General features: G+C 33.2%; 23 protein-coding genes and 1 pseudogene. 18 read left to right on the forward strand and 6 right to left on the reverse strand.

Annotated features, from left to right (window positions below; genetic code table 11):
• Positions 1–723 precede the first annotated feature (723 nt).
• Both CD113_RS02095 and CD113_RS02100 read left to right on the forward strand, forming a co-directional pair.
• Positions 724–1,641, forward strand: coding sequence for a hypothetical protein (locus CD113_RS02095; protein ID WP_002463375.1), 918 nt, complete (start codon positions 724–726; stop codon positions 1,639–1,641).
• Between the two features lie 15 nt (positions 1,642–1,656).
• Positions 1,657–1,947 (forward strand): PH domain-containing protein, encoded by a 291-nt coding sequence (locus CD113_RS02100; RefSeq protein WP_002463373.1) that lies wholly within the window; start codon positions 1,657–1,659, stop codon positions 1,945–1,947.
• A gap of 206 nt (positions 1,948–2,153) precedes the next feature.
• Here the strand turns inward: CD113_RS02100 and CD113_RS02105 are convergent, their stop codons facing one another.
• On the reverse strand, positions 2,154–3,146 hold the full coding sequence (locus CD113_RS02105) for a D-lactate dehydrogenase (RefSeq protein WP_002463371.1): 993 nt from the start codon (positions 3,144–3,146) through the stop codon (positions 2,154–2,156).
• A 718-nt stretch (positions 3,147–3,864) separates the two neighbouring features.
• Here CD113_RS02105 and CD113_RS02110 point away from each other — a divergent pair.
• The 3 genes from CD113_RS02110 (at position 3,865) to CD113_RS02120 (ending at position 5,305) form a co-directional block, all read left to right on the forward strand.
• Positions 3,865–4,134: an AbrB/MazE/SpoVT family DNA-binding domain-containing protein gene (locus CD113_RS02110; RefSeq protein WP_002463369.1), complete on the forward strand. Its 270-nt coding sequence runs from the start codon at positions 3,865–3,867 to the stop codon at positions 4,132–4,134.
• The gene (locus CD113_RS02115; protein ID WP_002463367.1) at positions 4,131–4,466 is read left to right on the forward strand and encodes a type II toxin-antitoxin system PemK/MazF family toxin; all 336 of its coding nucleotides are present in this window, start codon (positions 4,131–4,133) and stop codon (positions 4,464–4,466) included. Before CD113_RS02110 ends, CD113_RS02115 begins: the two co-directional genes overlap by 4 nt.
• 176 nt (positions 4,467–4,642) lie before the next feature.
• The gene (locus tag CD113_RS02120) at positions 4,643–5,305 is read left to right on the forward strand and encodes an NAD(P)H-dependent oxidoreductase (protein WP_002463364.1); all 663 of its coding nucleotides are present in this window, start codon (positions 4,643–4,645) and stop codon (positions 5,303–5,305) included.
• A gap of 69 nt (positions 5,306–5,374) precedes the next feature.
• On the opposite strand, the gene CD113_RS02125 is transcribed toward CD113_RS02120, so the two are convergent.
• Together CD113_RS02125 and CD113_RS02130 are read right to left on the reverse strand one after the other, a co-directional pair.
• Positions 5,375–6,181, reverse strand: coding sequence for a VOC family protein (locus CD113_RS02125; protein ID WP_002463362.1), 807 nt, complete (start codon positions 6,179–6,181; stop codon positions 5,375–5,377).
• A gap of 261 nt (positions 6,182–6,442) precedes the next feature.
• Complete coding sequence (locus tag CD113_RS02130) at positions 6,443–6,724, reverse strand: GNAT family N-acetyltransferase (protein WP_002463360.1); 282 nt, start codon at positions 6,722–6,724, stop codon at positions 6,443–6,445.
• Positions 6,725–6,917: 193 nt separating this feature from the next.
• Here CD113_RS02130 and CD113_RS02135 point away from each other — a divergent pair, with 193 nt between their 5' ends.
• The 4 genes from CD113_RS02135 to mhqD all read left to right on the forward strand — a co-directional run bounded on the left by CD113_RS02135 (position 6,918) and on the right by mhqD (position 10,140).
• Positions 6,918–7,841, forward strand: a complete 924-nt coding sequence (locus tag CD113_RS02135) for a metal ABC transporter solute-binding protein, Zn/Mn family (protein WP_002463358.1) — start codon at positions 6,918–6,920, stop codon at positions 7,839–7,841.
• A gap of 192 nt (positions 7,842–8,033) precedes the next feature.
• A complete protein-coding gene (gene mhqR, locus CD113_RS02140) occupies positions 8,034–8,468 on the forward strand; it encodes a MarR family transcriptional regulator MhqR (RefSeq protein WP_002463357.1) in 435 nt (144 codons plus the stop codon).
• A 72-nt stretch (positions 8,469–8,540) separates the two neighbouring features.
• Positions 8,541–9,509 (forward strand): ring-cleaving dioxygenase MhqE, encoded by a 969-nt coding sequence (mhqE, locus tag CD113_RS02145; RefSeq protein WP_002463355.1) that lies wholly within the window; start codon positions 8,541–8,543, stop codon positions 9,507–9,509.
• Positions 9,510–9,546: 37 nt separating this feature from the next.
• Positions 9,547–10,140, forward strand: coding sequence for a methylhydroquinone degradation carboxylesterase MhqD (gene mhqD, locus CD113_RS02150; protein WP_002463353.1), 594 nt, complete (start codon positions 9,547–9,549; stop codon positions 10,138–10,140).
• Between the two features lie 18 nt (positions 10,141–10,158).
• Here mhqD and CD113_RS02155 read toward each other — a convergent pair whose 3' ends face one another.
• The 3 genes from CD113_RS02155 to CD113_RS02165 form a co-directional block, all read right to left on the reverse strand.
• Positions 10,159–11,253, reverse strand: coding sequence for a YkvI family membrane protein (locus CD113_RS02155; protein ID WP_002463351.1), 1,095 nt, complete (start codon positions 11,251–11,253; stop codon positions 10,159–10,161).
• Between the two features lie 459 nt (positions 11,254–11,712).
• Positions 11,713–13,677: a fructose-bisphosphatase class III gene (locus CD113_RS02160; protein WP_002463349.1), complete on the reverse strand. Its 1,965-nt coding sequence runs from the start codon at positions 13,675–13,677 to the stop codon at positions 11,713–11,715.
• Between the two features lie 216 nt (positions 13,678–13,893).
• Positions 13,894–14,505, reverse strand: a complete 612-nt coding sequence (locus tag CD113_RS02165) for a DedA family protein (protein ID WP_002463347.1) — start codon at positions 14,503–14,505, stop codon at positions 13,894–13,896.
• 732 nt (positions 14,506–15,237) lie between these two features.
• Here CD113_RS02165 and CD113_RS02170 point away from each other — a divergent pair.
• The 9 genes and pseudogenes from CD113_RS02170 (at position 15,238) to galU (ending at position 25,327) form a co-directional block, all read left to right on the forward strand.
• A complete protein-coding gene (locus tag CD113_RS02170) occupies positions 15,238–16,515 on the forward strand; it encodes an MFS transporter (RefSeq protein WP_002463344.1) in 1,278 nt (425 codons plus the stop codon).
• Positions 16,516–16,814: 299 nt separating this feature from the next.
• Entirely contained in the window at positions 16,815–18,635 is a 1,821-nt protein-coding gene (locus tag CD113_RS02175; protein WP_040801808.1) for an FUSC family protein, read from the forward strand.
• Between the two features lie 84 nt (positions 18,636–18,719).
• Complete coding sequence (locus tag CD113_RS02180; protein WP_002463339.1) at positions 18,720–18,956, forward strand: DUF2188 domain-containing protein; 237 nt, start codon at positions 18,720–18,722, stop codon at positions 18,954–18,956.
• Positions 18,957–19,162: 206 nt separating this feature from the next.
• Complete coding sequence (locus CD113_RS02185) at positions 19,163–19,855, forward strand: GTP pyrophosphokinase (RefSeq protein WP_002463337.1); 693 nt, start codon at positions 19,163–19,165, stop codon at positions 19,853–19,855.
• Positions 19,856–19,939: 84 nt separating this feature from the next.
• A pseudogene (locus tag CD113_RS02190) lies at positions 19,940–20,089 on the forward strand (MerR family DNA-binding transcriptional regulator); the annotation flags it as partial.
• Positions 20,090–20,453: 364 nt separating this feature from the next.
• Entirely contained in the window at positions 20,454–21,134 is a 681-nt protein-coding gene (locus CD113_RS02195; RefSeq protein WP_002463333.1) for a GntR family transcriptional regulator, read from the forward strand.
• A gap of 19 nt (positions 21,135–21,153) precedes the next feature.
• Positions 21,154–22,692, forward strand: coding sequence for a gluconokinase (gntK, locus tag CD113_RS02200; protein ID WP_002463331.1), 1,539 nt, complete (start codon positions 21,154–21,156; stop codon positions 22,690–22,692).
• Positions 22,693–22,921: 229 nt separating this feature from the next.
• Entirely contained in the window at positions 22,922–24,280 is a 1,359-nt protein-coding gene (locus tag CD113_RS02205) for a gluconate:H+ symporter (protein WP_040801802.1), read from the forward strand.
• A gap of 180 nt (positions 24,281–24,460) precedes the next feature.
• A complete protein-coding gene (gene galU, locus CD113_RS02210) occupies positions 24,461–25,327 on the forward strand; it encodes a UTP--glucose-1-phosphate uridylyltransferase GalU (RefSeq protein ID WP_002463327.1) in 867 nt (288 codons plus the stop codon).
• Positions 25,328–25,396: the final 69 nt, after the last annotated feature.

Consider the following 25,396-nt stretch of genomic DNA (forward strand, 5'->3'; position numbering starts at 1 on the left):
AGCCTGCACAGTCTACTTCTCTCTACAACTATAAAAAATAGCTGTGAAAAAATCTATCGTCATAGATTTCCTCACAGCTAATCTTAGTATGTTTTTTAGGACTGATAAATAAAAAAAAGAATAATTAAAAACACAAATTATTTTAAAGCCGAGACTCCTGAGGGACCGGGCCCCAACATAGAAAAATTCTATTTATAGAATTTTTACTGTAACGTGCAAGTTGGGGAAGCAGTGCTAGTCGAAGACCGGGGCCCCAACACAAAGAAACTGATGAATCAGTTTCTACAAACCGTGCCAGTTGGGGTAGGCTGAGACAGCACCCTCGGAAGGGACCCAACACAGAAAAACTGGTTATCCAGTTTTTTCAAGCAATGCAGGTTGGGCATAGCGAGGCTTAAAAAATAATTATGTATTAGTCCAATTTGGGAGAGAACCAAAATGTCATAGTTAAAATTATGTGAATATTTAAAATTATCGATTGAAAAGGTGTAATTTGTCATTTAACATTGAAGTACATTAATTCCCATTTAAATTCAAGAATTTGGCAGTGACTATCTGATTTTTAAAATTTTGATTTATTAACATTTAAAAAACCTAGTCAGTCTTGCAGGGGGGACTAAGAAATGATTTGTTTTGAAACAATTATTTCTGTCCCACTCCCATTAAAGTAATTAAATTCTCTAATTAATAGCCTATTAAACTATGAAAGGAAGGGTTGTAATTATGGAAAAACTTAATAAAGCTATCATGCTATTAACGTCAGTAGGAATGGTATTATCGTTGACTGCTTGTAATGATAAAGAAGGTGCTGCACAACAAGAACATAAGCAGGACAAAGTAGCACATCAAACAACTAAACAACAAAAGACGAGTCAAGACAAGCAACAAACAAACGATAAAGATAAACAACAAGCTTCGCAAGATGACGTAGCACAATTGCCAACTAAGACTAAATTAGCACTGGCATTTTTTGCAGATGTTCAAGGGGAATATACGTTTACTAAGGATGAAGCATTAACAGGTATTTATAAACGTAAGTTAGGTGGCAAAACTGAACCACGACAACTAGACACATTATATGTAGTGAAAGACGATAAGGTAACTGGTGGGCCACAAGGCATGGACTTTTATACTGTATATCCAGCGAAAGGCGAGTTTCAAGCTTATATCGGAATTAGTAACGATAAAATATTTATAGCGGGAACTCAAGGGAATTTCGATTACAAGTCACTGCAAAATCACAGTAAAACTTATAACTTAAAAGAAGTATATGAAAAGAATAAAAATTATAGCTCTTTACCAGAATTAGCTAAAGAAATTGAACTTACTAATAATAATCCAATCAAAGATGATAACAAAAGAAAAGAGATAGAAGACAAAGAAAACCCAGCAACAATGGCGCATTATAGAACGCAAGTGTATCAAATGATCCAAGACTTAGATGGTCAACCCATAGATAGAGATAAATATTTAGTAGATAATGTTAGAATTAGTAAAGATGGTAAATGGTATGTGCATTATCGCAATAAAAATGCTGAAATTGTGGGTACATATACAACTGAAGGTAATAATATAGTCAAAAAAGATAATAATGGTAAGATCATTAAATCACAACTACTTAATAACAAAATGGATGAGTAAAAGGGGAGTTAGCTGATGGAAACGGCATGCAGTATAAAAACCTTTGTCTTTAGAAGAGTGAGTCATCCTGGCGTACTTAAATTAGAGCCAAAGGAACTCATATTTAAACAACAAACATTCGCAAAGGACGATACGTTAGACCAAATATTTCCATTAGATCATATTACTAAAGTAAAGCTTAAAAAAGGTATATTTCAAACGTCCTTAAATATCATGTGTGGTAACGAATGGTTTACTTTTCATTATTTTCAAGATGATAATTATCTAGCTATTTACCATAAATTATTAGAAGTTATAGCTCAATAGTTCCATTAAGCACTAATGCTGATAATAATTAATTAGAAAAGTTACTGTATCAATCTCTTTGATCGTTATGTAATAGAATATAAAAAACGAGCCACCCAGATTAACTTGGGTGGCTTGTCATATATTTAGGTTAGCTATTTCTTGTACTGATTGAATATAAGTAAAAATATCAGTCTAATGTGTTAAAGTGCCTATATTGATAAGCGTTAGTTTAGACGACTATCACAAGTACCAGTTTCAATGACTGATAATGCTGCGTTTAAACCACCTTCAACTAAGTTTTGGACAGCTTCATCTGAGAAGAAAGCGATATGTGGTGTGACTAAAATTTTATCGTTTTCAATTAATTCTACTAATGTTGGATCATCAATTTCTTTTTGAGTCCAATCATGTGTGAAGTATGGTGCTTCATTTTCATAAGTATCAATAGCTGCGCCTGCTAATGTACCATTATTTACTGCGTCAATTAAATCTGGTGTATTAATAACAGCACCACGAGCTGCATTGATTAAGATAGCACCTGGTTTCACTTTGTCAAACATAGCTTTATCAAATAAATGATGGCTATCTTTATTAGCTGGAACGTGTAATGAAATGATATCAGCGTCTTTAATTGCTTCTTCAACGCTGTCTTTATAAGTTAAAAAGTCTAAATCTTTATTAGGATAAGCATCATAAGCGGTAATTGTAGCGCCAAAACCAGCATAAATCTTAGCAGTAGCAGCACCGATACGACCAGTACCAATGATAGCAACTGTCATATTTTTAACAGGTTTAGACATAATGTCAGCTTCCCAAGTAAAGTTATTTTGTTGTACACGACGCTCAATTTGTGGGAATTTACGTACTAATTGTAAAGCAATAGATACAGAGTATTCAGCAATTGTTTCTGGTGAATAACTTGGAATATTTGAAATAATAATATCGTGTTTTTTGGCAAGATCTAAGTCATACATATCGAATCCAGCAGTACGTTGTGCAATTTGTTTAATGCCATATTCTTCTAATTTAGGATAAACATCTTCTTCAAGTTTACCAAATTGCATTGTAGTTACACCGTCGTAATCTTTAAGTTGGTCAACCGTATCACTAGATAAAAGTTCTGTAGAAGTAGTTACGTCGATATTGTGTTTTTTAGCCCAATTAAGTGCCATATCTTTCTCATAATCGCGTGTACCAAAGAACATAATTCTTGTCATTATTAAAAACCCCTTTTTATTAGAAAATTTAAACTGCTTTATATCTATACTGTAACATAAAAAGCTACTTGTGAAAATAATCACAATTAAAATAAATCATTAAATTGAGAAATTAATAAAAAATACTATATTCTAAGCTACTAATTTTCTAAAATCTATAGGAAAAAAGTAGTTTAGTTTGTGTTGAAGTCTCAATTTATTATAATGTATTTATTTTTTCATAATATAGATTACAATGTTGTTAAAGCTATTGACTTCATTGTTCTCCTATATAATTTCCTGAACGCTTTTATGCTTAATAAGCGTAGATGATAAATGATTAATTAACGCTGTAACGTTACGATAACCATAGGTATAGTTATTGTTTTGACATAAATGAATGATTTTTTCAGCAATAGAGTTTATTTTAATTCATTTTTCATTTGTAATGTGTCTATTTGTGTATGTTTAAAACCTCAAGTATCATTTTGATTGAATACATATCCTTTAATGATTCTACCAATTCTAAGACTACTGATGGACCCACTTCCTTTCCAATTCTTTGTGCTTGTTACATTTTTAATCATATTGCGTTATCGAATCATATAATTATTTATAATCAGATCATGTGCAATATGTAGTTATTAACGTGTTAAACAAATGATTAGAGCCTTATATATAATGTATTTACACTGGTAAGTACAAAAAGTATAATAGGAGAAGATAGGAGATGATACAAATGGTTGAAACACTAAATGATGTAAATAAAACAAATGAACGTGTCTTTAAATCAGGCAATAGTAAAGCGATTAGTTTAAGCAAACAAACACTCCAACTAACTCATTTTGAAATAGGAGATAAAGTTGAAGTACAACAGATGAATGATGGTATATTCATCAAGAAGAAAGAAGAAACAATTGAAGATAAAATTACCAATTTCTTTAAAAATGGTGGTAAGTATACCGAATCTGAAATTGATTTTGGCGAAAGTGTCGGTAGAGAAATATGAGTGTTAAGCAATTCGACATTTTATACATCGACCTAGACCCAACAAAAGGTCGCGAAAAGCAAAAGATACGACCATGTTTAGTCGTCAATAACGATATGACAATTAAAGGCACAAATTTTGTGTGGATATTGCCAATCACAAGTCGGGAACCGAAATTTCCAACCGATATAGAAGTTAAATCTAAAAACCGATTAATTACAGGTGTGATTGATACCGTACAAATACGTGCATTAGACCTAAATGCACGCGAGTATAGTTATAGAGACGAGTTACAAGACAGCTTGAAAAATGACGTCTTACTAGCTATCAATGCTTTTCTAAAACCACAATAATAAAAAACCCCTCACATTTAAAATAATTGTTTTTATTGTATAAAATTTAAAATGACATAGAAAAGTAGTGGAGTGGTGACTTAATGTACATACCTAAACTTAAAACCTATTACTTTAGACTTTGTAAGTTCTAACTTATAATTTGAATATAAATGACATGTTGGAGGGTATGTTCAATGAATAATATTAATCAAACCATTATTGATGCATTTAATTTTAGACATGCAACAAAACAATTTGATTCAAATAAAAAAATAGCTACAGAAGATTTCGATACTATTTTAGAAGCGGCAAGATTATCGCCAAGCTCACTGGGTTTAGAGCCATGGAAGTTTTTAGTTATTCAAGATCAAGCGTTACGAGATGAGTTAAAAGAGTATAGTTGGGGAGCAGCTAAACAATTGGCGACAGCGAGTCATTTTGTGTTAATTTTAGCACGTAAAAATGTTACTTCTAAATCTAAACATGTACAACATATGATTAAAGATATTAAACAATATGAAGCATCGACCATTCCAGCTGTGGAACAAAAATATGATGATTTCCAAACAGGTTTTCATATTAATGATAACGAACGTACATTATACGATTGGGCAAGTAAACAGACGTATATTGCTTTAGGAAATATGATGACAACAGCGGCGTTATTAGGTATCGATTCATGTCCAATGGAAGGATTTGATTTGGATAAAGTGACTGACATACTAGCTAAGAAAGGTATAGTAGATACAGAACAATTTGGCCTTTCTGTTATGGCAGCATTTGGTTATAGACAAGATGATCCACCTAAAGAAAAAACACGTCAAGCACAAGAAGACGTTATTGAGTGGATTGAATAACATAATAATGAAAAAATGGCCACTGTGCATACGCAACATCATGAGTAATGCATGGTGGCCTTGTTACTATTATTTAATTGGAACTAGATCTGTATTTGAATGAACCGTAATATTAAAACCTTCAGGTGCATTAAAATGATAAGTATCAACATTAGGTTTATAAATATCAATATGAGTTAAACCATAACTTGAATGATTATCTATACGCTTTTGATTAGATTGCCACATATTAGCAGCCATATGGTGATGATAATGATTTGTAGACATAAATAACGCACGTGGTAACACGGAAATATGTTCTAATCCTAATTGATCAATGTAAGTATGACGGGCATCATCTAAATCATGTGTTTTAAGATGTAAATGACCAATCATAGCGCCGTCTGGCATACCTTGCCAACCTTCTAATGTACGATGTTGAATCAGTGCCTCACCATCAACTTCTAACGTATCCATTTTAACTTTACCATCTTCCCATTGCCATTCATTAGCAGGTCTATCATGATAAACTTCAATCCCGTTACCTTCTGGATCATTAAAATATAAAGCTTCGCTAACAAGATGATCACCAGCACCCATTCCCATACCTTTTTGAGCTACAAAATATAAAAAGTTAGCTAAATCTTCAGTGGTTGGTAGTAAATATGCGATATGGAAGAGGCCGGCTTCGCGAGGAGAAGGCTCACGTCCGTCTACTAATAATTGCAAAGTGAGTGTGTGACCACCAGTGCCAACAGCCAATATGACTTTATTGTCATCTTGTTCTTTTATTGAAAAGCCTAAAATAGTTGTATAATATTCTGTCATCATATTTAAGTCTTTAACATTTAAATTAATATTTGTTACTTGTGTTGCTGTTATATCGTGAAAAGCCATCATAAGTCGCCTCAATTTCTTTTCAGTATATTTTTATTACTTAATATAAAAAGTATACTACTTTAAAATACAAAAGTATAGTCAAAAATAAAAAAGAGTGGAACAGAAATAAATTTTTACAAATTTATTTCTTAGTTCCACCCATACATAACTATCTAGAATGATAAAACGCTGATTTATCATTCTAGATAGTTGGTTGCTACCAATTACACTACATTAAATATAAATGTTGTTTATCCCTGATACTTCGGTAAATACATCTTATCCTAAATAAACATCTTGGAAAGTATCATCTTTTTCTAGAACATTTTTAGCAAATGGGCAAGTTGCAATAATTTTAAGATTATTGTCACGTGCATGTTGTACTACAGCTTTAACTAACTTCGTACCTACACCTTGGCCACCTAATTCATCTGATACACCAGTATGATTAATATCAATTTCATTATTATCTACATACTTAAATGTGATTTCTGCTTGCGGTTGGTCTTCATTGTCACCAACGTAAAATTTATTATGACCTTGTTTAATTTCAATACTCATAATTGTATCAACTCCTTATATATTATATGTATTCCCTTGTTTTTATGAACCAAACCAGTATGTCTTTAATGATGTTAAAAATACTTTAAATCAATGTTGTGTAAATATGACGATTCAAATTATTTATATTGCATTTTAAAGTCAATTAACATATAGTTGAATACGGAATAATTACGCTTTGGAGGATCCCCAATTGAAAAAAATAGTATTCATTGTAGCACTATTGATGATGTCGATCAGTATAGTTGCTTGTGGTAATAATAACGAACATAACAAAGATAATATTAGTGAAAAAAATAAAATGAAAATCTTTACTACTACGTTTGCATTTCAAAGTATTACGTCTCAAATTGGTGGTAAATATACTGAAGTAAAATCTATATATCCTGCGGGTGCAGACATTCATTCTTATGAGCCAACGCAAAAAGATATGTTACAAATTGCTAAAGGAGATTTGTTTATATATTCTAGTAACACAATGGATCCAGTAGCTGGTAAAATTGCTAAATCAATTAATAATAAAGAGATGAAATTGCCTTTAGCTGAGTCATTGAAATCTTCTCAATTATTAAAAGCTGATGAAGATGAACATTCAGAGTATGATCCTCATATTTGGCTAGACCCAGTAGTAGACCGCACCTTTGCTAAAGAAATTAAAAATAAATTAATAGAACAGGATCCTAAGCATCGTTCATATTATGAAGATAATTATAAAAAAGTTGATAAAGACTTAAAGAATATTAACGAACAATTAGTAAAAGCAACTAAACATGCAAAACGTCATAAAGTAATCATCTCTCATGACTCTCTTGGATATCTAGCTAAACGTTACAACTTTGAACAAGAAGGTGTTAACGGCATGAATGATGAAGAACCTAGTCAGAAGAAAGTATTGAGCATCGTCCATGATATTAAAGATGCTAAAATGCCATATGTGTTATATGAGCAGAATATTTCATCGAAGGTTACTGATGTTATAAAGAAAGAGACGGATACAGAACCTTTAAGTTTCCATAATATGGCAACCTTAACTAAAGAAGAACAAAATCAAGATATCACATATCAATCATTAATGAAGAAAAATATTCGTTCACTACAAAAAGCATTGAATGATTAAATTGCATACTGAACTAGCACAGAATAAATGACATTAAACAGAGGTATCTGATGCCTCTGTTTTTATTTATTTTTAGCGCAAAGCTGGATATGGTAGGCTTGAAGCACATATTAAGCTAGGGTGTTGACAATATAAAATACTAGGTATATAATTTATCTCGAAATCGAAATAAATGAGGAAGGCGGTGGTGTAATGGAGCGAACGAAGCAATCGCTTAACACCTTTGTAGGTATGAATAGAGCATTAGATAAGCTTGAACAAATCACTAAAGAAGATGCTAAGCGATATGGTTTGAATATTACTGAGTTTGCAGTGCTAGAATTACTCTATAATAAAGGACCGCAACCTATTCAACGTATTCGAGATCGAGTATTAATCGCAAGCAGTAGTATTTCGTATGTTGTGGCACAACTTGAAAATAAAGGATGGCTCACGCGTCAGAAAGATACTACAGATAAAAGGGTTTATATGGCTTGTTTGACTGACTATGGACAACAGCAAATGGCTACTATTTTTCCACAACACGCTGCAACGTTAACTGAAGCATTTGAAGTATTAACAGACGACGAATTAATGATTTTACAACAAGCTTTTAAGAAATTAAGTGCACAATCTACCAACGTGTAAATCGTGCACTAAAAAATTAGTGAGAATTATCTCGAATTAGAAATAAATTACAAAAGAGAGAAGGCATTTATTATGACAAACAATACTCAATTATTAGGAATTCACCACGTTACTGCTATTACAGATGATGCTGAACGTAACTATAAATTTTTTACAGATGTATTAGGTATGAGATTAGTTAAAAAAACAGTAAATCAAGATGATATTTATACGTATCATACTTTCTTTGCAGATGATGTTGGTTCTGCTGGTACAGATATGACATTCTTCGATTTCCCTGATATTCCACAAGGTCATTCAGGTACAAACTCAATTTCTAGACCATCATTCCGTGTGCCTAATGATGCAGCATTAGCATATTATGAACAACGTTTTAATGATTATGGTGTGAAACATGATGGTATTCAAGAATTATTTGGTAAAAAAGTATTACCGTTTGAGGAATCTGATGGACAAGTGTATCAACTTATTTCAGATGAAAATAATAAAGGTGTAGCACCTGGTATTCCTTGGAAAAATGGTCCAGTACCACAAGATAAAGCTATTTATGGTTTAGGTCCTATCGAAATTACAGTAAGCTACTTCGAAGACTTTAAAAATATTTTAGAAACTGTTTATGGTATGACTACTATTGTGAGTGAAGAAGATGTTGCATTACTGGAAGTTGGAGAAGGTGGTAATGGTGGACAAGTCATATTAAGAAAAGATACTGAAGGCCCTGTAGCACGACAAGGTTATGGTGAAGTTCATCACGTATCATTTAGAGTAAGTGATCATGATGCTATTCAAGCATGGGCTGATAAATATGAAGACATTGGCTTATCTAATTCTGGCCTAGTAGATCGTTTCTTCTTTGAAGCATTATATGCACGTGTAGGTCATATTTTAATAGAAGTATCAACTGATGGTCCTGGATTTATGGGCGATGAACCTTATGAAACATTAGGCGAAAGTTTATCATTACCACCATTTTTAGAAAGTAAAAGAGATTATATTGAATCAGAAATTAGAGCATTTGATACAACAAGACAACATGATTAAGTATGAGCAATGACTAGAAAGATAGGAGGGTCATAATATGAAACATATATTTAAACAGGGTAAACATGATGCACCGACGTTAATTTTATTACATGGTACGGGTGGCGATGAACATGATTTATTACCTTTAGGTGAGGCGCTGAATCCTGATTACAATTTGTTAGGTATTCGAGGACAAATTTCTGAAAATGGCATGAATCGATATTTTAAGAGATTAGGTGATGGTATTTATGATTTAGAGGATCTTGAATACCGAGGACAAGAGTTGCTGAATTTTATTAAAGAAGCGGCTGAGACGTATGGTTTTGATCTTGAAAAGGTTGTACTAGTTGGATTCTCAAATGGTTCTAACATTGCTATTAATTTAATGTTGCGCCAAGATGCACCCTTTAAAAAGGCATTATTATATGCACCATTATATCCGTTAGATGTTGCTGACAATAAAGATATGAGTGATGTGTCGGTATTGCTATCAATGGGTGAAAATGATCCAATGGTTACACTTGAAGGTAGTCAACATGTGATTGATTTATTTCAATCACGAGGTGCTAACGTGACTGAAGTATGGGTCAATAGCCATGAAATTACACAACAAGGTTTAATAGCAGGGCAACAAGTATTAGACAATTAATAAGAAAAAAGCTGGTCGTTAACGTCTTTTGTCAGACGGACGATCAGCTTTTTTTGACTTGGAAAGGTGATTCATAATCCCTTTATAAAAAATTGGGATGAGTAAAATAAATCCAAAGATACCCATTAATGGGAATAATTTACCAATTAAAGAAATAAAGCCTATAAAAGTACAAATATAAGTTAATACGGCCATTGCAATAATCAACATAAAATAACGTGTTGAAAATGGACGACTAAAGCGCGAAGCAAAAGCATACATTAACCCTACTACAGTATTATAGATAACGAGTATCATGATGACTGACATAATTAAGCCAATTGATGGTGAAATATGATTAGCTAATAATAAAGATGGTAAAGGTATATGCTTAATTTGGTTAAATTGCGTCAGTAATCCTAAATTAATCATTAATAGTAGAAAAGTGATTAATAATCCACCTAGTAAACCACCATAAAAAGCAGATTGACGATTTTTAATTCTTCCACCCATGACTGAAAGGAAACTAAAGGCAGCAGCGATTTGTAAACTAGCATAATTGATAGCATCAAACCACCAGTGAAAGATTGCAGATTGATGTTCTGATGCATATTGGTTAGCAGACTGAATATCCATTGAGCCATTAGTGAAGTAATAGATAGCTATAATTGTGACAATTGCTACTAAAAACGGTGTGACACCGCCAAGTACGGCTATTAAACGATCAAATTTTAAAAATAGAGTAGCAGCTATACTAACGACAATGATGAGCGAACTAAGCCAATAAGGTAAATTGAAACTTTGATGTATCGTTGCAGCACCACCAGCTGTCATAATAATGGCTAATGATAGTAGAAATACCGTTAAAATAATATCAAATAATTTAGCGATGAATGGATGTAAAAAATAATGAATAGAATTTGTATGATTGGTAGAGTGCAGTTGATAGCCTGTTTGCATGACAATAATGCCACCCAAAGTAACGATGATACCAGTAACGATAATACCGATGATACTGTATGAACCATGGCTAGTGAAGAATTGGAAAATCTCTTGTCCAGTAGCAAAACCAGCACCTACGACGACACCTACAAATGCAAAAGCAATAATAATTGTCTCCTTAATAGAACTCATGATATACATAACCCTTCAGTAAATAAAAATATAAAATAATATAAAAACTCAACAACACATTGTAAAGCAAAAAATAGAAAAAATAAAGTTTTGGCATTTTGTAGGGAATAAGTATGTAAATATATTGGTAATCAAGCGTGTAGATAAAGGAATATAATTACTGTAAGAAGTAGTAATAGCAGTAGAGCGTCTAAGATAAAAAGAATACAGTTGTCACAGAGTGCCAACTGCATAAGAGCTTCTAACTATTAAAATAGGAAGATACAGTTGTTACTGGCATACAACTGCATAGAGACTGAGACAAAAACATTTCACACTTAAATTCAAGCATTTGGCAGTAACTGTCTGGTTTGTAAAATGCTGATAAATCAACGTTTTACAAACCTAGTCAGTCTTGCCGGGGTGAGATTACGAAATAATTTGTTATGAAACAATTATTTCTATCCCACTCCCTAAACACTAATCTAAGTAGCGGTCATGCATTAATATTTTTAAAATATTGATTTGATCTTGTAGTTCTTTTCCTTTGTTGGTATCTCTAATTTTTTTACGTTGTAATTCTTTGTCGACGACACGTTTGATTGATAATTCATCAATGCCATCAGCTAATATTTTTTCTTTGGCATTGAATTCTTGATGAGCTACCAGCTGCATACCAAATGAATTATATAATAAAGTATAACCAGCAATCCCTGTCGTTGATTGATACGCTTTTGAGAAGCCACCATCAATCACTAACATTTTGCCATCAGCTTTAATAGGATCTTCGCCATTAATCTCTTTAACTGGTGTATGGCCGTTAATAATGCGACCTTCATCTGGGTTTAAACCAAAGTCACTCAACATTTTACGAATCATAGTGACATCTTCTCGCAAATGATAGTATGGATTTTTCTCTTCTTTATGAGACGTTTTGTCTTCGATAAAGTAACGTTCGAATGTGGTCATCGCACGTTTGCCAAATAGTGATGAATATTTCCCAGTCCATAAATACCACACTAAATCTGTTGATAAATCATCACTTTCTTCTTTGTGATCAAAAGATTTTCTAACATGATATTCAAACACATCAATTAATTCACGACCACTGTATGATTGTCCATCAATGTCAAAAGATTCCATTTCGCCGTTATCATCTACAGGAATACAACCATGAATTAATAAATTACCATTATAAGGAAGGTAGAGTGTCCCTTTACGCATTAAAAATGACATATGGCGACGTAATTTTTCAGATTGTTGGAATGATAATAAAAGTTTATTGACGACTTCCTCTTCTTCTGGTAGTAGTTTAGCAGGATCATTAGGATCCACCGTTTGAAAACATGTATCTTTTAATGGATACGTATGGCCATATATTGTAATTTCATTAGTATCATAATTTACTTTTTCTAATACGAGACGTTCGTCCATTTCAAATGTAGGACGACGTTTAATAATCGGCATTTCTAATTTAAATTGAATCATCGCAATAGCCTGATGTATTTTAGTGATTTGACTTTCTTCACGTTGTGTTAGACGTTCGTGTTTATCTGGACGTTTTTTCGGTTTGAAAGCAGGATTATCACTGTCGTAGTATTTTTCAGCTAGTGTTAATAATGGTCGTAAGTTAATACCATAAGCATCTTCGATAATATCTAAATTGTCATAGCGTGCACATATACGTAGTAGATTAGCTAAACATACTTTTGAGCCAGCGTAAGCACCAATCCATAGCACATCATGATTGCCCCATTGAATATCTAAAGAATGATAATCAATCAACGTATCCATAATTTTGTCAGGTTCGGGACCACGATCGTATATATCCCCAACAACATGTAGATGATCCACGACTAAGCGTTGAATGGTATACGCCAAACCAATAATTAGATCATCAGCTTGTTTTAATTCAATCACCTGATTAACTAATGTTTCATAGTAAGACTTTTTATTGTGAAATTCGTTGTTTTTATAAAGAAGTTCTTCAATCAGGTAAACAAATTGTTTTGGTAACGCACGACGTAGTTTTGAGCGCGTATATTTGGAAGAACAGTATGTAATCAATTCAATAAGATGTTCGATAGTTGTGATATACCAAACATTAAGATGACCGGCAGTTTGAAAGTCACTTTTAACTAACTTTAATTTATCTTCAGGATAATAAACTAGAGCTGTTAAATCGTTTAATTCTTTTGGAGTTAGCTTATCTTTGAAAATGTCTTCAATTTTAGCACGGACATTACCAGAACCATTACGTAAGACATGTTGGAATGATTCATATTCACCATGTAAATCGCTGACAAAGTGTTCTGTACCTTTAGGTAATTCTAGTATAGATTCTAGATTAATAATTTCAGTGGCTAACTTTTCTGGAGAGTCAAAACGTTGAGATAATAAATCGAGATACTTTTTCTTCAATTCTTTTTCAGTTATATGAGTCATAAAATAAGTCACTCCTGTTATGTATTGAAAGATAGTTTATTGATGGGCTTTGACTCAATTATCAAGAAAGCGAATACATTTTTCAATAAGAATGCTTAAAATCATCATAATAATGAACATAAAGTAATAGGAGTATGTTGATACGATAATTTGATAAAATAAAAACACCTCGACAGCAATCGAGATGTTTACATAGTTATATGCGTTATATCAATATTATTTTACTTTTTTACGTTTAGTAAAGTAGCGGAAGATTAAGTAAATGACAGCAATGATAATGACAACATACATAATGCGAGAATAAGTATGTAATCCAGCCATTAAAGCACTAAAGCTATCACTTAATGCTCGTCCTAGCAAGATTAAACCAAAGTTCCAAATTGTAGTACCGATTAAGGAAATAACCGCAAACATAACAACGTTCATACGGTTAACACCTGCTGGAATAGTAATTAACACGCGTAATACTGGAATAAAACGACAAATGAATACTGCCCACATACCATACTTTTTAAACCAATTATTAGCACGTCTCAAATCATCACTTTTCAATTTAATCCATTTACCGTGTCTATCAATAAAACGATATAAACGTTCTTCAGAAATAAGACGACAAATATAATAGAGAATAAGTAATCCGATAAATGAAGCTATCGTTGCGATAATAAATAATGTGACAATAGAGAGATGAGATTTAACCGACATCAGACCGGCAAAAGTTAATATAATTTCAGAAGGGACAACAGGCAATACATTTTCTAATAAGATTAAAATAAAAATAGCAGCATAGCCAAAACGACTAATAAATTCAGTAATAATTTGTTCCATTTATAATTAATTTCTCCTTTAAATTTCAAAAAAACTCAAAAGCAGTGTAATGATTGCAACCATTACCTCAAAACGTCTTAGACTATATTATAAGCAAAAATATAGATAAATGCTTGTAAAAAGGGAACGTTAAGTTAAATGACTACTAAATTATAACCATAAAAAAGTGAGCCCGGATCAAAAACATTTCAGACTTCAATTTAAGCATTTGGCAGTAACTGTTTAGTTTGTGAAATGTCGATAAATCAGTATTTTAAAAACCTAATCAGTCTTGCCGGGGTTGGATTACAACATAAATTTTATATAAAATATATGTCTGTCCCACTCCCTGTCCCACGCCCAAAAGTAATGAACGAATTACCAAGTATAAATGGTGTGACATCATTAAATGTCGATGAATACATTTGGTAAAGGAATGTATCAGATTTAAATAAAGTATAGTTAAGTCATAAAATATTCCGAGACAAAGGTATTGAGCTTATTAACAGTTGATATTATAGGAGATTATGTTCCTAAAAGTAGCTTTTTATCGTTTTTCAGACAAAAATTTCGCGGAATTTTATAAAATATTTATACAACATATTGTAAACGCTTTCTCTGTTTGGTAAGATTATAAAAAATAACTTTGATTCGTTGGTAATAGTGATAAAGAGAGAGCATGAGACACGGGGCATGTTCAGTCATTTACCATTCCAGATTAAAGTGAAAAAATAAGGGAAGTAGGAAAAAATTATGAAAGAAAAACGTACAAATGTTAGGTGGATGTTCGCGCTAGCATTCTTTATTATTGGGGTAATTGCGTATATGGATAGAGCCAATATTTCATATATCGCGCAACAAATGATGGATGATTTGGGTATGACCAAGACCCAATTTGGTCTATTAGCATCATTCTTCTCACTAGGTTATGCATTGATGCAAGTACCTTCAGGCATGTTAGCTGAAAAATTTGGACCACGCAAAATGATTACCATTGCATTAGTATGGTGGAGCGCATTTACAATTCTAACGGGTATGATTAAGCATCATGGTTTAATTTATTTGGTTAGATTCTTATTCGGAATTGGGGAAGCACCTATGTATCCATCTAATGCTGTGTTCAATTCATTTTGGTTTGCTAAAAATGAAAAAGGGCGTGCTTCAAGTGCATTACTGGCAGGATCATACTTTGGACCTGTGCTTGCACCTATCGTAACCATTGCAATTGTAAATGCATTTAACTGGCAAGCAGTATTCTACATATTTGGGGTTGTAGGTATTTTGATAGCTATTTTATGGGCAATCATTGCTAAAGACTTGCCAGAACAACATAAAATGGTTAACGAAGCTGAAAAACGTTTCATTATGGAAAATCGTGACATTGTAGCAACTGAAAAATCTTTACCACCATGGAAAAATTTCTTAAGTCACTTTAGTTTTTATGCGATAGCAATTCAATATTTTGTAGTACAATTTGTTATTTCATTATTCTTAATTTGGTTACCAACATACTTAGCTGAACAATTTCACGTTAACTTTAAAGGTATGACAATTAGTGCACTGCCTTGGTTAATCATGTTCTTCTTAATCTTATCTGCAGGAGCAATTTCTGACAGCGTATTAAGATTAGGTAGTTCAAAATTTGTAGCACGTGGTGTCATTGCCATTGTTGGATTCATCGTATTTTCAGTGTCTGTTATTTTTGCAGTCCATACTGAAAGTTTATATGTAAGTATTTTTTGGTTATCGTTATGTCTTGGTGGTGTAGGTGTTTCTATGGGTATGAGCTGGGCTGCAGCTACTGACTTAGGACGTAACTTCTCTGGTACAGTATCAGGATGGATGAACTTATGGGGAAATGTTGGTGCTTTGGTGAGTCCATTGCTAGCTGGTTTCTTTGTAGATAAATTAGGTTGGACTATGACGTTCCAATTATTAATCGTCCCAGCAGTCGTTGCTATTGTGATGTGGTTCTTCATCAAACCGGATAAAGCACTAGTCGTTAGCGATGATAAAATTGCGCAAAAGTAACTCATAAAATGTATTAAATAGGCAAGTCTTACCAATTTTACGTAAGACTTGTCTATTTTTATTAAAAAAATTACATTTTAAAGTTTTTTAAAGATAGATTAATACACATAAAGTGGTATAATGATAAACGTTGTTTCTTTAAAAAGAATAGTGACAAATTAAAATAATAGTCAGATTTACATTTTTTTAATAATTAAACTAGGGAAGGAGAAGTTGCAATGACATCTTTTTTTAAAGCGTTGATTAAATTCAACACTAAAAATATAGATGTTTATAGAGGTGTTAGACAAGGGTTACTAATGGTGATTCCAGCACTTCTTGGATATTTACTCGGAAATTTCCAATTTGGTTTATTAGTAGCCACCGGAACGTTAGCACATATTTATGTTTTCAAAGGCTCACCTAAGTCAATGTTGCGTACAGTAGTATTATGTAATATCGCCTTTGCATTTTGTATGATATTAGGTACTTTGACGGCTAATGAGCCATTGTTATTTGGTATTTTATTATTAATTGTAACTGTCATACCATTTTATATTTTTACAGCATTAAAAATAGCAGGACCGTCTTCGACATTTTTTATTGTAACGTTTAGTTTGCCAATCAATCTTCCTATCGCACCAGAAGACGCATTATTTCGTGCTTTTGGAATTTTAGTGGGTGGTGTGTTAGCGACAATTGCTGTCATCTTAACGATCATATTTACAAAAGATAAGATTGAACAACAAGCAATTAATGATGATTTCGATTTATTGAGTCGTTTATTACATAGTTATAATAATCAAAGTGAGTTTGATGAAGTAACAAAATCCGCTGTTAACATATTTAAAGCATCAGATAAATTATTAATTACGTCGAATTCTAATAATGGTTTATTAAGTTCGCGTTTTCAAAAACTATTATTACTACATACTTCAGCACAAGGTGTTTACTCTGAATTATTAGAGTTAAATGCCGAAAATATTAGACCCCTACCTCAAGATATTATAGAAATGATGGATTATATTATAAAAAAAGTGAAAAAAGATGATTTAAGTGAAAAAGTTTGGGGTAAAGAAATCGATGTTGCACCTCAATTTGATGGATTAATACATCATATCTTAAAAATTGATGAAATAATCCATGCAGATTCACATCGTATAGAACATGAAGCAGAAATACGCACCCCCTTATATACGAAACGTATATATCAAAATTTAACATTAGACTCATTAGTCTTTAGAAATACGTTGCGTTATTCAGCTATTATGATGGCAGCGATTTTTATTGCACTCATGTTTGATTTTGACAAAGCGTATTGGATTCCACTATCAGCACATACAACACTTCTTGGAACTTCAACGATCCATTCATTAGAAAGAGGTATAGCACGTGGTTTAGGAACAGTATTAGGTGTTCTAGCGTTATCAGTTATCTTATTAGTGACGTTACCTACACCGATTGCGGTGATCGCTATGGGGTTAGCAGCTATGTTAACTGAAATGTTCGTTGGAGCAAATTATGCTTTTGCGGTCATATTTATTACCATTCAAGTTATTTTATTAAATGGTTTAGCTTCTCAAAATTTAACAATAAATATAGCATTCCCACGATTAATCGACGTCGTTATGGGTGTCGTTATCGCAATTGTTGGATTGTTTATCTTAGGACAACGTACGGCATCTTCTTTATTACCAACTGTTATTGCAGAGGTAGTTCGTAAAGAGGCTATAATGTTCCAATATTTATTTTCAAGTAATGGTTATCAAAACGAACATTATCAGAAAACAGAATCATTACATTTATCAGTGAGAATGAACAATATGACTCAAGTGTATAGTGCAGCTAACGGAGAACTATTTAGTGATAAGAAAACGACACAAGCATATTATCCAAGTATTTATGCATTAGAAGAAATTAGCTTTATGTTAAATAGAGCAATGAACAATCGTCATAGATATACGATTGATGACAAGCAAATGGGAGAGTACTTAGTTGCTTTCGAAAATATTGCTAAATATTTTGAACTAGGTACAGACTTATCAATAACTACATTACGCGATTTACCACAATATAATTACATTCAAGCAGCTTTAATGAATATCCAACTTAATAGTAGTACGGTTAGTAAGTTAAATTAAAAAAGAACAGGGAAGACTAACGTTTGTCTGAAAGAACAATGACGTTAGTCTAAAAAACACGGAAGCGAAGGTTAAAAGAAGACAATGAATATCAAAAATTACCCAAAACAATGGGAAGATTTTGAACCGATACAACGACAAAAAGCGATAACGATAGCAAACAGCATGTTGGCACAAGGTTATACAGAAAAAGACGTCATACCTATTGCTACGAAACAAGCAAAACAATGGTACCGTATGCTAACAAAAGAACAATTAGATGCCTATGAACATACAGATATTATGCAACGTGACTATGTAATAAGCTTTAATATGGGTTAGGTGACGTTTGCTTATACATTTACACAATGAAAAAAAATTAATAATAGACGAACGCTTGAATATGAATAAGGCAGTGAGAATGATGACTTGATATCACATTTTCACTGTCTTTTTTTATATTACTTCTAAAGTAGTATAGGGTATCATTATCAACTTGGTTAAATGTTAGGTACAATGTAGTTGATAAAATATCGGAGGTAATTGAAATGTACGTTGAACGCAAACCGTCATTATATTTAGAAGATTTACGCAATGATTTTAAGAATAGCTTGACTATGTTTCAAGATGGTGATGAAGCATTTGATACATTACTAGGGTTTGTAGAATTGGATCATATTTATTCATCAGCCCTACAAGAGATAAGTACAAAATTAAGTATTTTAGATGATAATTTTAATCATATGTATAAACACAATCCAATCCATCATATGGAACGTAGAGTCAAAGAAATGCGTAGCCTAATTGAAAAACTGAAACGTAAAGGATTAGAAATTAGTGCATCGAGTGCTAAAGAAAGTATTATGGATATTGCCGGTATACGTGTGGTCTGTAATTATTTAGAAGATATTTATGTAGTTGAAGAAATGCTATTAAAACAAGAAGATGTTAAGTTGATGAAACGTAAAGACTATATTAAGCATCCAAAAGATAATGGATATCGTAGTTTGCATATTGTAGTTAGCATTCCAGTATTTTTAGCTGAACGTGTAGAAATCGTCCCAGTAGAAATACAAATAAGAACGATTGGTATGGATATGTGGGCGAGTTTAGAACATAAAATACGCTATAAAAACAATGCAGAAACAGCAAACTATAAAGATTTATTGAAACAATGTGCATCAGAAATTACCAACGTTGAAAATAAAATGCAACAAATTCACTCAGAAATTAGTGATTAAGGAAAAAATATGAATGAAGTAGTGACAAAATATTTGCTCGTGACGTTGCGTCATAAGGTACTTTGAGTGTAGGAGGTGATAGCTATGTCGACATATACTACAGGAGAGTTAGCTGATTTATGTCATGTTACAGTGAGAACAATCCAGTATTATGATCGCAAAGAACTGTTAAAACCTGCTGGTAAAACAGAAGGGAACAGACGTTACTACACAGAGAAACAAGTGCAACAAATGAATAAAGGTAGCGACAATGATAGGTAGTTGCTACCTTTAATTATGATTTGTTTAATTAATAACCTTTAAAGATGGACAATGATTTATAAAGAGGTGAAATTCTTTAGTAATCATTGTCTTTCATTGCTTCTGTCGCTTCTCTATTTAGATATTTTTAAATCCTCTGCATCATCCTCATAAACTGTAAATGAATTCACCCGTTAGACCATCAATTCACAAATATAGTAGTAAAGTTAAAAATGACTATCGTTATATCATTGAAGATAGTCTATAGTTGTGTCGTTAAGTAAGCGCTTGCAAAACTAAAATAATTATATTACCATACTTGTATACAAGTATAGCGAAACGGAATGGAGTGAAGATAATGACTTATGACTACCCTGAAAAATGGTTAGAAGGTTTAACAACAGGAGAAGGCATCGCAGCTAATTTGAGACTGGGGATTGTCAATGGCAATATTCAACCACAATCATTACTAACGGAAAATCAAATTGCTAAACAATTTAACGTGAGTCGTTCTCCAGTGCGTGACGCATTTAAACTATTACAACGTGATCAATTGATTCAATTAGAGAGAATGGGTGCCCAAGTCTTACCTTTTGCTGAGCAAGAGAAAAAAGAGCTTTATGACTTACGCTTAATGCTTGAGTCTTTTGCTTTCTCTCGTCTTAAAGGTCAAGACCGTACAGCAATTGTCAAAGAAATGAAGAAACAACTTGAAATGATGAAAGTGGCAGTTCAATTTGAAGACGCAGAATCATTCACGCAACATGATTTTGAGTTTCATGAAGTACTTATTCAAGCTTCTCATCATCAATATTTAAAATCTTTCTGGCATCACTTGAAACCAGTGATGGAATCGCTCATTTTAATATCGATGAGACAAAGAATGGCACATAATCCACAAGACTTTGAACGTATCCATTATAATCATCAAGTATTCATAGATGCTGTCGAACAGTATGATGCTCAAATTTTAAAAGAAGCATTTCATTTAAACTTTGATGACGTAGGTAAAGACATTGATGGCTTTTGGTTAAATTAACATGAAAGAAGGATTTACGATGAAATACATGATAGGTGTCGATATAGGCACAACAAGTACAAAATCTGTACTTTATGATGAACATGGGCAATTTATTATGAAACACAATATTGGCTATGAATTGCATACACCAAATGTTGATGTGTCAGAAGAGAATCCTGATGAACTCTTCGATGCAGTATTGATGACTATTAAATATGTCATACGAGAAGCAGATATTGCACCTGAAGATATTAAACTTGTATCGTTCAGTGCCCAAATGCATAGTTTGATTGCTATGAATGATGAACATAAACGTTTAACAAATAATATTACTTGGGCAGACAACCGTGCGTCTCAATATGCAACATTGTTAAACGAACAGCACCAAGGCTTTGAAATTTATCAACGTACAGGTACGCCAATCCATCCTATGTCACCGTTAGCAAAAATATTTTGGATGAAACATGAATTGCAAGATATTTATAATCAAACTTCCATGTTTGCAGATATTAAAACATACATTTTTTATCAGTTGTTTGAGGAATATGTAATTGATTATTCAATGGCATCGGCTACAGGCATGTTTAATTTAGAACGTTTAGACTGGGATGATGATGTATTAGCAATTTTAGGCATTTCTAGAGAACAATTGCCAAAAGTTGTTCCAACAACACACATTTTAACAGGAATGAAAAAACGTTATGCCACTTTGATGGGACTAAACGAAGATACACCATTTGTTATTGGTGCGAGTGATGGTGTGCTATCCAATCTAGGTGTTAATAGTTATAACAAAGGTGAAGTGGCAGTGACAATTGGTACATCTGGTGCGATACGTACGGTTATTGATAAACCACGTACAGATTATAAAGGACGCATCTTTTGTTATGTGTTGACTGAAGATCATTATGTCATTGGTGGTCCAGTGAATAATGGCGGTGTTGTACTACGTTGGTTACGAGATGAGCTGCTTGCTAGCGAAGTCGAGACAGCTAAGCGACTAGGTGTTGACCCTTATGATGTCTTGACCCAAATCGCTAGTCGTGTCAATCCAGGGGCAGATGGCCTTATTTTCCATCCATATTTAGCAGGCGAAAGAGCACCATTATGGAATGCGGATGCGCGTGGTTCATTCTTTGGTTTAACATTATCTCATAAAAAGGAACATATGATACGTGCAGCTTTAGAAGGCGTATTATATAACCTTTATACAGTTTACTTAGCACTTGTCGAAGTGATGAACGAAACGCCAACAATGATTAAAGCGACGGGGGGATTTGCTAAAAGTGAAGTGTGGCGCCAAATGATGGCAGATATTTTTGATACAGAATTAATGGTGCCAGAAAGTTATGAAAGTTCTTGTCTAGGTGCTTGTGTATTAGGACTGAAGGCTATTGGTGACATCGAAGACTTGTCAATTGTCGAAAAGATGGTAGGTGCCACAAATAATCATTTACCACAGGCTGACAATGTTGAAATATATCAACAACTCGTATCAATATTTATTGATTTAAGTCGCTCTTTAAAAGATAACTATAGTCAAATTGCAGATTTCCAACGTAAGTATATGTCTTAGCTTGGTATCAATAATCAAGTATGTCATATTTTAACTTTTAATGTTGCGTAGTAGCTAGCGTGATTAACAACAATATAGTTACTGCTAGATAGAGTGGATGATGTGTTTGATAAGACAATCATTAACATAATCAGTTACTGTCTATTTTTACTTCAGTATCAAGGATGAACGCCTGGCAATGCATTGCCAACGTTATCAATTATTTTATGTAAAGAAAGAAGGAGATGTCATGTTGTCAGAAATATGGCCTATTATTAGTGTTGTATTAGGTATCGTTATCTTACTCGGATTAATCATCGGCTTTAAATTAAATACCTTTGTATCACTAATTATTACATCAATAATCACAGCGTTATTACTCGGTATGCCACTAACGAAAATTATGGAAACAGTGGAAAAAGGTATGGGTAGTACACTTGGACATATTGCATTAATTTTTGGATTAGGTGCAATTTTAGGTAAATTACTTGCAGATGGTGGAGGCGCCACTAGAATCGCTGACACACTTATTAATAAATTTGGTCAAAAACATGTACAGTGGGCCATGTTAGTTGCAGCGTTTATTGTTGGTATCGCATTATTCTTTGAAGTTGGTTTAGTCTTATTGATACCTTTAGTCTTTACAGTAGCTAAACGTGCCAATGTTTCTATTTTAAAATTAGGGTTACCTATGGTTACAGCGTTATCTGTGACACATGGTTTCTTACCACCACATCCTGGCCCAGTGGTCATTGCTAAAGAATTAAAGGCCAATGTGGGTGATGTCTTATTATACGGTATTATTATTGCAATCCCTGTAACCATTATTGCTGGCCCAATCTTTAATAAAATGGCTCAAAAATTAACACCGACAGCGTATACAAGAGAGGGAGATATTTCAGCTTTAGGCGCACAAAAATCATTTAGTGATGCTGAAATGCCGAGCTTCGGACTTAGTTTGTTAACAGCAACATTGCCTGTCATCTTAATGTTAATCTCCACAATTACACAGTTAGTAACTGGACACGAACAACCAACCAATATGATCGAGTCTATTATTTATATGGTTGGTACTGCAGGAACAGCAATGCTTATTGCAGTAATCTTTGCTATTTATTCAATGGGAATTTTGAGACAACGTAAAATGGATGACATTATGGAATCTGTAACGAATGCCATTTATCCCATTGGTATGATGCTATTAATTATCGGTGGTGGCGGTACATTTAAACAAGTTCTTATCGATGGTGGCGTTGGTGATACGATTGCTAAGATGTTTGAAGGGACACATATGTCACCAATCTTGTTAGCGTGGATCGTTGCAGCAGTATTACGTATTGCGTTAGGATCTGCTACAGTTGCCGCAATTTCAACTACAGGCATTGTTATGCCATTACTCCAAGCATCAGATGCTAATGTAGCTCTAGTGGTCTTAGCAATAGGTGCTGGTAGTGTAATTCTATCTCACGTCAACGATGCTGGCTTCTGGATGTTTAAAGAATATTTCGGTTTAACTGTTAAAGAAACATTCTTAACATGGTCATTATTAGAAACCGTTATTTCTGTGTCAGGTATTATCTTTATTCTCTTTATTAGTTTATTTGTCTAGGATGATGAAAAGTCAGACATGTATCGAAGTGGTACTTTGATATGTGTCTTTTATTTTAGTGAGTTGACAAATGGCTTTACTGTTAAAGTGTTGAGTGATATGACACTATGAATGCGTTTTAAATAGTGATAAAATGACGATAATATTAACTAGTACGGACTTACAAAGGAGAGAATAGATTTGAAGCAAATCAAAAAGGCGATTATACCTGCTGCAGGACTAGGTACACGATTTTTACCAGCAACAAAAGCGATGCCTAAAGAAATGTTACCGATATTAGATAAACCAACCATACAATACATAGTAGAAGAAGCGGCTAAAGCAGGAATAGAAGACATTATTATTGTTACAGGTCGTCATAAAAGAGCTATCGAAGATCATTTTGACAGTCAAAAAGAGTTGGAAATGATTTTAACGGAAAAAGGCAAAACGGAAATGTTAGATGCGGTACAATATCCGACTAATTTAGCCAATATATTTTATGTCAGACAACGTGAACAAAAAGGCTTGGGAGATGCCATTCGAGCTGCACAACAATTTATAGGTAATGAGCCATTTGCAGTGCTACTTGGTGACGATATTGTTGAGTCAGAAACACCAGCAATTAAACAATTAATGGACGTTTATGAAGCAACAGGACATTCAGTCATTGGTGTGCAAGAAGTACCACAAGAGCAAACACATCGTTACGGTATTATTGATCCTTTATCACAGCAAGGACGCCGCTATGAAGTGAAGCAATTCGTTGAAAAGCCTGCACAAGGGACAGCACCATCAAACTTAGCCATCATGGGTCGCTATGTGTTAACGCCAAATATTTTTGACTATTTAAAAACACAACAAGTTGGTGCCGGTAACGAAATCCAGTTAACAGATGCCATCGAACGTATGAATAATGATAGCCAAGTCTATGCCTTCAATTTCGAAGGTAAACGATATGACGTAGGAGAAAAAATAGGCTTCGTCAAAACAACAATAGAATACGCACTCAAAGATAGCAGTATGAAAGAAGAATTAAAACAATTTATCAAAGAATTAGGACTATAGGAAAAATTAGATAGCCCAGTGATGCTATGGGAAATGACAACATAATGTATGGCACACTTAAACAAAGAG

The organism is Staphylococcus simiae, from assembly GCF_002902085.1.
Lineage (GTDB): Bacteria > Bacillota > Bacilli > Staphylococcales > Staphylococcaceae > Staphylococcus > Staphylococcus simiae.